The sequence below is a fragment of the Chitinophaga barathri genome (genome assembly GCF_003807585.1).
Lineage (GTDB): Bacteria > Bacteroidota > Bacteroidia > Chitinophagales > Chitinophagaceae > Chitinophaga > Chitinophaga barathri.
Genome location: NZ_RMBX01000013.1, coordinates 175,075 through 188,120 on the forward strand (window position 1 = coordinate 175,075; position 13,046 = coordinate 188,120).

The following is a 13,046-nucleotide window of genomic DNA, read 5'->3' on the forward strand; positions in this document are numbered from 1 at the left end:
AGTTGTATTTTTGTGCCCGAATTGCAATAAATGACTAAAGTTTTTTTAAAGAAGAAGATACAGAACCGCGTGCTGCTTGGGCATCCATGGGTTTTCGGGAATGAAGTAGGCCAGATCGAAGGCGAAGTGAACGCCGGGGATACCGTGGACGTATTCCTGCACAACGGCTCTTTCCTCGGCAGGGGCTACATCAACCCCCAGAGCCAGATCCTCGTGCGCCTGCTCACCCGCGACCGCAAAGAAGAGATCAACGAACAGTTTTTCCTGAACCGCCTCCAGAAGGCCTGGGATTACCGTAAAAAGATCGGGTATGTGGAAAACTGCCGCCTTGTTTTCGGCGAAGCGGATGAGCTGCCCGCCCTCGTGATCGACAAATTCAACGATTATCTCGTGATCCAGACCCTCGCATTGGGGATAGACCGCTGGAAACCGGCCATCGTGGACGCATTGAACAAAATATTCTCCCCCAAAGGCATCTACGAGCGCAACGACGTGCCCGTACGTGAACTGGAAGGGCTGCCCCAACAGAAAGGGTTCCTCAGCGCCCCCTTCGATACCAACATCATCCTGAACGAAAACGGCCTCAAATTCCATGTGGACATCGAAAATGGCCAGAAAACCGGCTATTTCCTGGATCAGCAGGACAACCGCCGGGAGATCAAAAATATCGTGAAAGGGGCGGACGTGCTGGAGGCTTTCTGCTACACCGGCACCTTCAGCTGCCATGCCGGCCATTACGACGCCAAAAGCGTGCTCGGGCTGGATATTTCCGAACATGCCGTGGCCACCGCCCGCCGCAATGCCGAGCTGAACAACCTGCAGGATATCTGCAAATTCCAGGCGGTGAACGCCTTCGACCAGCTGAAACAGTGGACCAAAGAAGAAAAGAAGTTCGATGTGGTGATCCTGGACCCCCCGGCCTTTACCAAAAGCCGTGAGAACATCCAGAAGGCCATTACGGGATACAAAGAGATCAACCTGCGCGGGATGAAGTTGTTGAAGCCGGGCGGCTTCCTGGTGACCGCCAGCTGTACGAACCTGGTAAACCCTTCCATGTTCCTCGAAACCATCGATATGGCGGCGAAGGATGCGCGGAAGAAGCTCAGGCAGGTTACTTTCCAGACGCAGGCGCAGGATCATCCCATTCTTTGGAATATTGAGAATACGACGTATCTGAAGTTCCTGGTTGTTGAGGTACAGTAAACAAAGGGAAGGTAGGATTGGGGTACACTGGTGATATTTTCACCTGTTTCACGAAGCGCTCTCCTATATCTCTCGTATAAGTATCCTATATCTATCGTATATGCTCGCCGGTTTGGTTAATATAATATTAAAAAGGCCGTCACTGATTGTCAGTGACGGCCTTTTTGTTTATAAAGAGTAAATTATTTCACAACATTAAATTTCCCCGATTCTACCAGCGTTCCGTTCTTCTCACGTAACTGGAAAATGTATAGTCCGCTGTAGTAATTGTCGAGGGGTACCTCAGTCCTGCCTGCCAGATTTTTGATGTGATCCATTTTTTTGCCAAGGAAGTTGTATACAATAATCTCATAAACCTTGTCGTTATTACGCTGGATTTCGAAATAGATCTTGCTGGTTGCGGGATTAGGATATGCCTTAACAACTTTACTCGCACCCTCCGTCGTTTCTGGAAGGGATTTGCTTTGAGACCAGGCCGGGAAGGACAAGGTACAGAGCACAATAAATATGATGAGAGTAGAGTTTCTTAACATAGTATCCAAAGATAATGATTTTTTTAAATATTAAGCCAAATGTTTCTGGTTTTGGTTCTATTATAAAGATAACAAACGGCGAGCCAAATTGTGTGGATAAATTGTGCTTTTTTTGAAAAATTTAACGCTTGTTAACGGAACCGCCCCAAATCCTCATTTCTTCAAATAAACCGCCCTTTCCTCTCCTTAAATTAACAATCGCAAAGTGTTTTAGAAGCTCGGGCAGGTGACGCTGTTCAGCGTTGTGTTCCTGCTATTGAGGAAATTTTTGAACACCATGCTGATTTCAAAACCACCCATTGCCTGGCTGGCGGTCCGCAGTTTGGACACGTTCACGTCATAACTCAGCCCGATCTCGTAAGCCCCCATATCCAGCCTGATCACCGGCACCACGGCATCGTTCCAGCGGAAGAACAGGCCGCCGTAAAAGCCCCTGTCCGATTCCAGCCCCTGGTCCATCAGCCCGTAGCCCAGCAGGGCCCCGCCGATAAACTCCGAGTAGGCGCCCTGGTGGATCTGGTTGTAATGCGCCACCACCTTCACCCTTTCGGACACGGGGATGGTTATACCCATATTAAAGCTCAGCTTCGCATCCAGCTCCACTTCTGAGTCGTTGTAGAAAGACACCTTGGGGTTGTTGAAATGATAATAAGCCGCCCCGATGTAATAAAAAGTGCCTTCACTCAGCTCGCTGTTATAACTCATGCCCACACCCATATCCCAGTACCCGTAACCGATCTTGGCCAGCCTGCCTTCTTCGCCGGTAGGGGCAAAGGGGTCGAAGCGGCCCGCGGTGTACTGGTTGTTGAAAGTGAGGTGCGTGGGGTCAAACTGGCGCTGTACGAAGCCACCCATAAAACCCAGGGAAAGGAAGCTGGCTTTGTCTTCATTCAGCGATTTGTGGTAGTTGATGGCGGGGAGTATCTGTACGGAACGCAGGTTGGACGCGCCTGCCTTGTCGTAGGTGAGCTGCAGGCCGGCCGTTACGTGGTCGTTGTAGTTCCCTACCGGGAATTTCATTTCCCCGCTCACGGTGCCCGTTTGGTACGGAATGGTCACACTGTTCCACTGGTTGCGGTATACGCCCTGTATACGCACGTCCCCCTTAAAGATCCCGATCAGCCCCGGGTTTCGCAGGATGGGCGTTTCCGCGAACTGGGACAAATGGATATCCTGCGCCTGCGCACCCAGTGCTCCCGTTGCCAGGAGGGCGCTTAACCACAGTTTTTTCATGCTTTGCAGCGTTTTCATGTTTATCGTAATAAGGTTACATTTCCTTTTAATTCAAACCGCTCTCCTGAATCGCACAGGCCGTCGAACAGCCAGATGAACACATCCGAAGCCAGCGGCTGGCCTTTAAAAGTGCCGTTCCAGCCCTGGCTGATATCGTCAATATTGAAATTTTCTCTCCTGAATACTTCCTGCCCCATGCGGTTGTAAATGCGCAGGGAATGGATGATGCGGATGCCTTTGCCGCGGGGGTAAAAGATATCGTTTATGCCGTCCCCGTTGGGCGAGAAGCCGTTCGGGAAAAACACCACGCCCTGGTCGCAGAGCAGCTTTACGTTCATTACATCTGTTTTTTTACAGCCCTGGTTGTTCGTCACCTCGAAGGCATAGTCCGTCGCGATACGCGGCGTGGCCACGGTCTGCGGGCAGGTGGCGCAGTCGATGTTCGTATTGGGTTTCCATTCGCCGCTGATTACGTCCGCGCTGAAAGTGGCGGTGAGGTACACCACGCTGCCTACGGTCACTACCTGGTCCGGGCCCGCATTTACGGTAGGCGCCGGTTTCACGGTTACGGTCACCTGTGCCGCCGCGGAGGGGCAGGCGGCGTCATGGCCCGCTGTTACGGAATAAGTGGTCGTGGCTTCGGGTGTTACGATGGGCATCGCCGTGTTCGCCCCGCTGATGGTGTTGGGCGTCCAGCTGTAGAAGGTGGCGCCGGCCGCGCGCAGCTGTGCGCTGGTGCCCTGGCAGATGGCCGTATCGGGGCTCATCACGAGGGTTACCGTGGGCACTACTTTGATCTGCACCGTGTCTTCGGTGGTGCAGCCGAAGTTGTTCGTGGCGATGGCTTTGTAGACCGTGTCTGTCAGCGGGGTGGCTACCGGGTTCGGGCAATTGGTACAGCTCAGCTGGTAGGCGGGTTGCCATTGTACGTTGCCGTTACTTACCCCGGTGAGCTGTACGCCCGAGCCTTCGCATATTTTGGATTGTGAAGCCACAGCGTTGATAAAAGGAGTGGGGTTCACGGTGATCTGCCGGGTGGTGGAATCCATACAATTCCTGGCGTCCGTTACCACCAGCTTCACGGTGAAGTTGCCGCTGGCATTGTAGGAGGTGGCCACCGGTACGGATTGGGTGGACTGTGTGCCATTCCCAAGGTCCCATTTCCAGTTGGACAAAGGGATGTTCGGTGAAGGTTGGGACAGCTGGCTGAATGTAACCGCCTGGCCTTCACAGGGATTGGCGGCCAGCGCAAAGTCCGCCACCGGCGCGATCACCTGGAGGTGATTCGTTTTGATGATCGTATCCGGGCAATAAGCAGGGTCCTTGTACCGGATGATCAGCATATCGGAAAAAGTACCGGTCACTTCCACTTTTTTCAGGATGTCCACATCGGTGGTCACCAGTGTGGTGCCGTCCCCGAATCGCCAGTCGTAGCTCTCCACCAGCGTATGCGGCACATGTACCACGCCGTAAGGCACGTTGCTGCTGCGGCAGATGGTGCCCACGCCGGTATGGAAGTCCGCGGAGAATACCTGTATGGTATGATAGATGGAGCTGATGCAGTTCTGCGCCGTGTTCCGCACGGTCAGCCGCACGTTGTAGGTACCGGGCTGGCTGAAAGTGTGGATGGGATGCGCAGCGTTGTCCACCGGTGTATTATCGTCGAAGTACCATTCATAGGTATCTGTGGGAGAGCCGGAGGAAGTATTGGTAAAGTTGAAGGTGTTGCGCATATCGCAGCGGCGCGCAAAGCTGAAGCTCGCCACAGGCCCGGTGCTGCTGACGGTTACGGGCACGGCCTGGGTATAACATCCATTGGAGCCCGCGCTCAGCCGGATGGTCACGTTGCCGGCTGTACGGAAGGCGTGGTTCACATCGTTTTCCGGCCCGTCGTATGCCGTGCCGTCCCCGAAATCCCAGCGGTAATAATTGGCGTTGGTGGCAGTGGCCAGCAGCCGGGCGCTGGTGCCGGCACAGTTGTCCGGCCGGGTAATGGAAAAACTTACGTTCTGCGGCGCTACACCCGCTTTTACATGCTGCGGGAAGTTTTTCACCACGGTGCAGCCCTGCCGGGTGGTCACGGTCAGGCTTACATTAAAGGCGCCGGCCGTATTATAAACGTGAGAAACATCCGCGGTAGGGGAGTTGATGCTCTGCCCGTCCCCGAATATCCAGGAGTATTGTGTTACAGGATCGTTGTTGCTGGAAGTAACGGTTACGTCCATGTTCGCCGTGAAAGGGATACATCCTTCCAGCGGCAGCGTGTTCATGCTGATCACCGGTGAGGCAATCATGATGTAGCCGTTTTTGGTAAGGGTGGAGGAACAACCGGTGGCGTTCGCCACGGTGAGTTTTACGTCAAACGTATCTACCCGGGTGTACTGGTGCTGCACTACCGCGTCTGTAGTCGTCACTGGCGCGGAGCCGTCCCCGAAATCCCAGGTGCGGTGATGCCCGCCCGGGGTATTGTCTGTAAAAGTGGCGGTATAAGGCCCGCAGCCTTTCTGGTTATCTACCGAAAATGCCACCATGGGCATCGGGTATATGTCAAAGTTCCTGGTAGCTGTGGCGGTAGCCAGCTGGTAATAGGCCGTCAGTTTTACGGATACAGGCCCTGGTGTGGTAAAGGTGATCATCGGGTTCGTTTCGGTGGACGTGCGTCCGTCTCCGAAATCCCAGAGATAGTTGAGCGGGCTGCCGGTACTGGTATTCTGAAATGTGACCTTTACCGGGGCGCATTGGCTCACGGGTTCGGCAGTGTAGGTAAATCCCGCCTGCTGGGCATGCAGCAGGGCCGGACAGGCCAACAGGCTGAAAATGAGTGCATAGAGGTTTTTCTTCTTAGGTAACTTCATTTTTCACGGATATGGGATACTATAGGTTATGGATTATACAAATCTATAATATTATTTCTATATAACCATCAGTTATCGCAACAGCGTTATATTTCCCTTCAAAAGCATCTGTTCATTCCCGTTACAAACCACCTCCACGTAATAGATGTACACGTCCGGGTTCAGCAGGGCACCTCCAAACTTTCCGTCCCAGCCGCAGGAGGCGTCGTCGCTCTGGCAGTTGTTCCTTTCAAATACCATCTGCCCCCAGCGGTTATAGACCCTGAAGGATTTCACCGCGCTGATACCTTTGCCGCGCACATAAAAAATGTCGTTCTGGCCGTCCCCGTTCGGGCTGAACGAGTTGGGAATAAACGCGCTGCTGCCGTCGCAGATCAGCCTGACGGACAGCGCCGTCACCGAGGTGCATCCAAACTGGTTAGTGGCGGAGATATTGTAGGTCACATTGGATTGAGGCGTCACTTCCGGGTTCGGGCAGGTATAACAATCCAGGTATTTTTCCGGGAACCAGCTCCAGCTGGTGATGTCATCGCTGCCATTTACGTTCAGCACCAGGGATGTACCGGCGGCTACGATTTTTTCCGGCCCCGCATTGATTACGGGGGCCGGGTGTACGGTCACGGTTACGAGGGCGGTGTCTGTAAAACAGGCATCATGTCCATAACCTACTAACTGGTAGGTGGTGGTTTGGGCCGGGCCGGCCATCGGGCTGGCCACATCGCCGCGGCTGAGGCCCGTAGCAGGTATCCAGCGATAATGTATTGCGCCGCTGGCGTGCAGTTGTGTGCGCTGGCCTTCGCAAAGCACTGCGCTGGTGGACTGCACGTCAAAAGGATGGCTCACGACCACCCGCATGGAATCGCGGCGGATACAGCCAAAGCTGCTCACCGCCAGTACCTTGTACATGGTATCCTGTACAGGGCTGATGGAAGGATTGGGGGCTGCAGGGTCTGAGATGTTGTAATCTGTCCAGCTGTATTGGGCGGGTGAACCATGGGATTGTAACTGGAGGCTCTGGCCTTCGCACACCACTGCGGTCTTCGGTGTCACGTTCAGCGTGGGCAGCGGGTTCACGGTGATGTTCAGTTCCGCAATGTCCGGGCAGGTGCCTTCATCGTTGCGGATCACCAGTTTCACATTATGGGTGCCCGGTTGGTCAAAAGTAATTTTTGGTCCCGCCGGGCCGGTCACGGATGGTACATCGTTCACCAGCCAGCTCCATTGTGTGTTCGGCATGTTTTTGTTTTCCAGGCCGCTGAACACAAGGGTCTGCCCTTCGCATACCGGCCCTACAGGGCGGATGGACGCATCGGGCTGCGGGGCTACTCTTACCGGCATCGTTTTGCTGTCCACACAGCCATACCGGCTGGTGGCGGTAAGGGTGACGGTGTAAGAGCCCACGGCGGTATAAAGGAACGCCGGGTTTTCGTCCCCGCTCACGTCGTCTGTGCGGTTGGTTACTCCAAAATCCCAGGCATAGGTAAGCGGATCGCCATGGTTGTCTTTGGACAGTGCGGTGGTGGTGTTGTTGAACATGATCCGCGCCTGGTCGCATGCCTGGCTGTCGTCCAGCGTGAAGGATACTTTTACGTCATCCACAATGACGCTGTCCCGCGGCCCTTGTGCGGGCACTTTGCAGCCCTGTGCGTCTTCCAGCACCACGCGCGGGTAATACACGCCGGGATTGTCGTATTTGTAGGTGAAAGAGCTGGTCGTTGTCGTTTGTACGGTACCGTTGTCCAGGTCCCAGATGTATTTGACGGTATTGGGCGAAGCGGCGGTAAGCGTGATGTCGTGCGGTGCGCAGCCCGTGAGCGGCGAAACGGTTTTGGTGCCGATAGGGCCGTCTATTTTGATCTGCTGTGTGCTGGACGAAGGGCAGTCCCCCTCTGAATATACCTGGAGCGTGATCGTGTAAGTGCCGGGGAGGTTGTAAATATGCGAGGGTTCTTCCAGGTCTGAACGGCTGCCGTCGCCAAAGTCCCATACAGAACGGTCAAATTCGGTGCTTTCATTTGTTAGCTGCACCAGCGCGGGCGGGCATACATTTAGTGTGGACGGTACCGTGAATTTCGATTGCGGGTCGGGCACGGTGATGTATTCGTCTTTCTGGATGGACGAAGAGCAGCCTTCGTTGTCCGAGATATTCAACTTCACGGTGTATTTGCCGGGCGCGGTGTAGGTCTTTACCGGATGCAGCGCATTGTCGGTCGTGCCGTCCCCGAAATCCCATGCGTAGGTAAGGTTGGCGCCGCTGGACTGGTTGCTGAACTGCATGCCGGTGTTCTGGCAGGCGATCTGTGATGCAGTACCGAACTGTGCATTCACCGCGATCACGGCAATGGGTTTGGTGATCGTGGTTTCGCAGCCTGCCGCGTCTTTTACGGTGAGTGTCACATCATAGGTGCCCTGGGTGTTGAACACGTGTTCGTAATTCTCTGGTTTCACGGTTACATTCTCAGCCGGTGTGCCGTCGCCAAAATTCCAGGCCCAGGAGGTGATGCCATAACCGTGCAGCGCGGTGGATGCGTCCGTGAACAGCCTGTCTTCGTTTACACAGCGAAGGCCGCTGGCATTGAAGTTCGCTATGGCGCCATTCACCTGGATGGCCAGTGTGTTGGATTCGGATAAACAGTTGTTGCGGTCCATGATACGCAGCACTACGTTGTAAGTGCCGGGATTGCGATAGGTTTTTGAAATATCGTTGCCGCCGTTGGGGGAATAGGTGCCGTCACCCCAAAGCCATTCCCAGCGTTCGATCAGATCTTCATTGAGGTCGTTGCGAGAGATCACGACAGACTCTCCCGCGCAGATCTCCCCTTTATCGCTGGTGATCACCGGTTTTTCGTCTATCACTTCCAGGGCCAGGCGGGTAACGGATTCGCAGTTCCCGTCGGACACGGTGAGGGTGATCTCGTACAGCCCCGTTTGTGCGTATACGTGAGTAGGCGATTGTGCGGTAGAAGTGTTCCCATCCCCGAATTCCCACTTCCAGGATCGTGGTGAACCGACGATCGGGCCAAAGTCCGACCGGTCCACGAACTGTACGGAGTAGCGGTCGGCGCAGCTGCGGGTGAACGTGAAATCCGCCACGGGCGGTAATATCCTGATGAAATCTGTTTTGGTGAGGCTTCTGCGGCAGCCGAAGTTGCTTACTTCCAGCGTTACGTCGTGGAGGCCGATGCGGCGGAAGACGTGGGAAGGGTTTTCGGCGGTTTCCGTGCTGTTGTTGTCTTCCGGGAATGTCCACAGCCATTCCGTTCCGCGGGGGACGGAAAGGTTCGTGAACACAACCGGCACATCCGCGCAGGGCGCTTTGGGCGTTGCATCAAATTCCACGACGGGTATCTCGCCCGCGCGCACGGTACCCTGCGCTACAATGCGGCAGCCGCCGCTGATCTCCAGCGTTACGGTGACGTTGTAAATACCTTGAACAGTATAAGTATGCGAGGGGGTAGGCAGGTTGGATGTGGTGCCATCGCCAAAATTCCAGGTATACCCTACAATGTTTCCTGCTGTGGTAAGGAATGCGCTGAAGCTGGTGGAATGTGGGAGGCAACCCTCGGGTTGACTGATGAACATCTGTCCCTGCGGCTCTTCCAGCCTGATGTAATCCATCAGCGTTACTTCATCCGTACAGCCTTGTGCGCTGGTAACCAGCAGCGTTACATCGTAAGAGCCGAAGGCCTGATAGGTATGGCCTGGATTGGCGCCTGTGCCGGCCGTCTGCCCGTCTCCAAAATCCCAGCGGTAGGTGGCTGCGTCAATGGATTGGGAGGAGAACTGTGTGGTGAAAGGCACGGCGCATCCCTGTTGGGGATTGGCGGTGAAGCTGGCCTGCGGGCCGGGATGTACGGTGATGGTTTTTGTGATGGTTTCCTCGCAGCCGGGAGGGCCGGAGGTAAGCGTCACGTTATAGCTGCCGGGTGTGGCAAAGGAAAACGATGCATTGGTGGAGCTGGAAGTACGTCCGTCGGGCAGCGTCCAGAGGCTGGTGGTGGCCGCGGGAGTGGTGGTGTTGCGCAGTGTCACGATGGATTCCGCGCAGGCGGTGCCATCCACCACAAAGTCAGGTTTCGTTTTTTCTATGATGATGTAAGCCGGTTTGGTCACTACTTTTTCGCAGCCCAGGTTGCTCCTGGCGGTGAACGTAACGGTGTATCGGCCTTCACTTTGGTAAGTATGGGAGGGGAACTGGTCCGTGGAGGTATTGCTGCCGGAAGCGGGGTCTCCGAAATCCCAGGCGAAGGTGGCGCCGCCGCTGCCCAGGCCGCGGAAGTTCACGGCATGCGGGGTGAGGCAGCTGCCGGTGGCGTCCGCTGTGAAGTCCACATCGGGCGTTTCGTCCGCCTTGATGATATTGGGGAGGGTCACGCTTTTTTTACAGCCGAAGCTGTTTTCCACGATCGTGGTCACGGAAAAGCTGCCGCCCACGGTATAAGTGTGCGACGTTGCGGCTCCCTGCGCCGTATTGCCATCGCCAAAATCCCAGGTGATACTGCTGATGGTGCCTGAGCCGGGTGTGCTCTGGTCCGTGAAAGAGACGGCCAGCGGGGTACAGCCGGTGGTGATGGAAGGCGTGAAGGCGGGTGCGGGTACGTCGTGTACCGTGATGAGGGTGGAAAAGGTCCGGGCGCCGCCGGGATATGTAACTGTTAATGTAACGTTATACGTGCCGGGGTCCGTGAATACTTTACTGGCATTACGCGTGGTGGCGTGCGCACCAAGGCCGAAGTTCCAGTCGTAGGCGGTGGAGCCGTTATCTGATTGATTTGTAAATGAAACGGTAAGAGGGGCGCAGCCTGAAGTCACATCCGCGGTGAAGCGTGCGGTTTGTGCATAGGCGGGCGAAACAGCAGTCAGGATGGCCAGCAGGAAGCCCAGCAGGGACATCTTCCAACGGCCAGGACGAAGTTGGTAGTTCATAGGTTGATCCTGGTGTGTAGGTGTATGGTCGCAGTATTCCTGCCGATTATAAAAGCTAAAAGTAATATTTAAAAAACAATTATCTGTTTATATTAACATTATGTTTTCAATGTGTTAACTGATTTATTACTTATTTGCCAAAGGGTAGGAGTGTACTATTTACATGAACGCCCATAAAGCAATCAGTACAAACAGTATATGGATATGCAAGCATTGGACAAAGCTTATTGGAACGCACGCTACGAACGCGGCGAAACGGAATGGGATATGGGGACCGTATCCCCCCCGTTGAGAGACTATATCGATCAGTTACCGAACAAGAACCTGCGCATCCTGATCCCCGGCGGCGGCAACAGTTACGAGGCCCGTTACCTGTGGGATAATGGCTTCAGGGACATCACCGTGCTGGACATTTCGTCCGTGGCCGTAGAGCGCCTGAAACGTGAGCACCAGGGCACAGGCATCAAGTTTGAAGTGGGCGACTTTTTTGAACACGAAGCGGAGTACGACCTGATCATCGAGCAAACCTTTCTTTGCGCTTTGGATCCCGCTTTGCGCCAGGCTTACGCGCGGCACATGTACGATCTTCTCTGGGAAGAAGGCCGCCTGGTAGGAGTGCTGTTCAACCGGGAGTTTGAGCAGCCGGGCCCTCCTTTCGGTGGCGGCATCAAGGTATACCGCCGGATGTTCGAACCATATTTTAATTTTAAAACCTTCGCTCCCTGCTACAATTCACACCCCGCCCGCCAGGGTAAAGAGGTGTTCATCAATTTCAGGAAGCTGGACGGCCTCGCAAGACGGCGCAACTGATACCCGCAGCAAATTGCTTACCTTTAGGGGTGTTATTATTCTCCATTAAAAGACAAAACCAGGATGAAAAGAATGATATGGACCGCCTGCATTATGCTGGCCTCAGTGGCTGCATGGGCGCAGGAATCGGTCAAACCTGACGCATTTGAAAAAGGTATGAAGCAACCGGGTGTACAACTGCTGGATGTACGTACCGCGAAAGAATTCAGTACCGGCCACCTGCCGGACGCGCTACTGGCGGACTTCACCAAAAAAGACGAATTTTTCCACCGCCTGGAATCTGTGGACAAAACAAAACCCGTATACATATACTGTCTCAGCGGAGGCCGCAGCACGGCTGCCGCTAAATGGATGCGTGAGAACGGTTACAAAGAAGTGATTGAGCTGGATGGCGGCGTAATGGCCTGGAAGCAGGAGGGCAAGCCGCTCAGCGGCACGGAAAAAAGCGGCCCGCAGATGAGCACTGCCCTCTACGACAAATCCGTTGCCAGCGGCAAATGGATACTGGTGGACGTTGGCGCGGGATGGTGCCCGCCCTGCCGTAAGATGGCGCCGGTGGTAGCGCAGTTCGTAAAAGAAAATAAAGTGAAACTGGTGAATGTGGACGGCGAGCACGATACGCATGTCATGCAGAAGATCAACGCGATAACGCTGCCAACATTTTTGCTGTATAAAGACGGGAAGGAAGTGTGGCGGAAAGAAGGGATCGTGAGCCTTGAAGAGTTTAAGGCAGCGATGAAATAATTAAAAAGGCGCTTCGTTTGAAGCGCCTTTTTAATCAGTCAAATCCTTCGAGATCGGGATAATACACAACTATTTTCGAAACCGCATTTCCTGCTTTATTGATGCCGGTAATCCGGAGGTATATTTTGTGCAGCACCACAACGGCCGCTCCTTCCGGCAGGGTCTTGATATCCTTTACCAGATCGTAATATTCCTGCCCGCATCCCGTCAATACTTCATTCTTCAATTCGTCAATATTTACGTCGGGGAACAGCTTATGTTCGTCTTCCGTATATGTCTTGAGGGTATACGCATCGCGTTCGTCGGGTATTAATGTCTGCTCTTCCGACTGGTATACTTTCCAGCCTTCCAGGAGGCAGGGCTCTTTTCCGGCTACACCGGCCACCGTTTCGTAAGACTGTGCAACGATAAGGTCTTCCAGGCTGTCTGAGGCGACCATAAACTCATCGCCGTTTTCCATGGAAACTCCGTATTCCTTTGTGGACAGGAAGATGGTGTCTTTATTCTCCCGTATATCCATTTCAATATCGCAGGAAAATACAAGTGATCTATCCGCGAAATGGATCTTGTGAGCGCCTGTCACATAAGCTGCCTGCTTTGCGGAAGCGTCAAAATCATCATCGTCTGTGCTTGCGGAATCCATCGTTTCCACAGTGAGCGTATCCGTTTCTTTTGCAGCAGGTTGCGCGGAATTACAGGCGGTTATTGTTACCGCAAGGCATAGGTATAGGATAGTTTTCAT

The 13,046-nt window shown here is 54.1% G+C and carries 8 protein-coding genes; 3 read left to right on the forward strand and 5 right to left on the reverse strand.

The window, feature by feature from the left end:
- Positions 1-30 precede the first annotated feature (30 nt).
- Complete coding sequence (locus EG028_RS22365; protein WP_120518503.1) at positions 31-1,203, forward strand: class I SAM-dependent rRNA methyltransferase; 1,173 nt, start codon at positions 31-33, stop codon at positions 1,201-1,203.
- 182 nt (positions 1,204-1,385) lie between these two features.
- Here EG028_RS22365 and EG028_RS22370 read toward each other — a convergent pair whose 3' ends face one another.
- The 4 genes from EG028_RS22370 to EG028_RS22385 form a co-directional block, all read right to left on the reverse strand.
- Positions 1,386-1,736 carry a T9SS type A sorting domain-containing protein gene (locus EG028_RS22370; protein WP_120518502.1) on the reverse strand — a complete coding sequence of 117 codons (351 nt, stop codon included), beginning with the start codon at positions 1,734-1,736 and terminating at the stop codon, positions 1,386-1,388.
- A gap of 210 nt (positions 1,737-1,946) precedes the next feature.
- Complete coding sequence (locus EG028_RS22375) at positions 1,947-2,987, reverse strand: PorP/SprF family type IX secretion system membrane protein (protein ID WP_120518501.1); 1,041 nt, start codon at positions 2,985-2,987, stop codon at positions 1,947-1,949.
- A gap of 2 nt (positions 2,988-2,989) precedes the next feature.
- Complete coding sequence (locus tag EG028_RS22380) at positions 2,990-5,824, reverse strand: PKD domain-containing protein (RefSeq protein WP_120518500.1); 2,835 nt, start codon at positions 5,822-5,824, stop codon at positions 2,990-2,992.
- 72 nt (positions 5,825-5,896) lie between these two features.
- Positions 5,897-10,750: a PKD domain-containing protein gene (locus tag EG028_RS22385; protein WP_120518499.1), complete on the reverse strand. Its 4,854-nt coding sequence runs from the start codon at positions 10,748-10,750 to the stop codon at positions 5,897-5,899.
- 204 nt (positions 10,751-10,954) lie between these two features.
- Between EG028_RS22385 and EG028_RS22390 the strand changes: the two genes are divergently transcribed.
- Both EG028_RS22390 and EG028_RS22395 read left to right on the forward strand, forming a co-directional pair.
- Positions 10,955-11,560: a methyltransferase domain-containing protein gene (locus EG028_RS22390; RefSeq protein WP_120518498.1), complete on the forward strand. Its 606-nt coding sequence runs from the start codon at positions 10,955-10,957 to the stop codon at positions 11,558-11,560.
- A 63-nt stretch (positions 11,561-11,623) separates the two neighbouring features.
- Positions 11,624-12,304 carry a rhodanese-like domain-containing protein gene (locus EG028_RS22395; protein WP_120518497.1) on the forward strand — a complete coding sequence of 227 codons (681 nt, stop codon included), beginning with the start codon at positions 11,624-11,626 and terminating at the stop codon, positions 12,302-12,304.
- A gap of 34 nt (positions 12,305-12,338) precedes the next feature.
- Here EG028_RS22395 and EG028_RS22400 read toward each other — a convergent pair whose 3' ends face one another.
- Complete coding sequence (locus tag EG028_RS22400) at positions 12,339-13,046, reverse strand: hypothetical protein (protein ID WP_120518496.1); 708 nt, start codon at positions 13,044-13,046, stop codon at positions 12,339-12,341.

Excerpts from the sequence above, each read along its gene's own strand:
- EG028_RS22365 (WP_120518503.1), top strand. The coding sequence starts at position 31 with ATGACTAAAGTTTTTTTAAAGAAGAAGATACAGAACCGCGTGCTGCTT.
- EG028_RS22370 (WP_120518502.1), bottom strand. The coding sequence starts at position 1,736 with ATGTTAAGAAACTCTACTCTCATCATATTTATTGTGCTCTGTACCTTG.
- EG028_RS22375 (WP_120518501.1), bottom strand. The coding sequence starts at position 2,987 with ATGAAAACGCTGCAAAGCATGAAAAAACTGTGGTTAAGCGCCCTCCTG.
- EG028_RS22380 (WP_120518500.1), bottom strand. The coding sequence starts at position 5,824 with ATGAAGTTACCTAAGAAGAAAAACCTCTATGCACTCATTTTCAGCCTG.
- EG028_RS22385 (WP_120518499.1), bottom strand. The coding sequence starts at position 10,750 with ATGAACTACCAACTTCGTCCTGGCCGTTGGAAGATGTCCCTGCTGGGC.
- EG028_RS22390 (WP_120518498.1), top strand. The coding sequence starts at position 10,955 with ATGCAAGCATTGGACAAAGCTTATTGGAACGCACGCTACGAACGCGGC.
- EG028_RS22395 (WP_120518497.1), top strand. The coding sequence starts at position 11,624 with ATGAAAAGAATGATATGGACCGCCTGCATTATGCTGGCCTCAGTGGCT.
- EG028_RS22400 (WP_120518496.1), bottom strand. The coding sequence starts at position 13,046 with ATGAAAACTATCCTATACCTATGCCTTGCGGTAACAATAACCGCCTGT.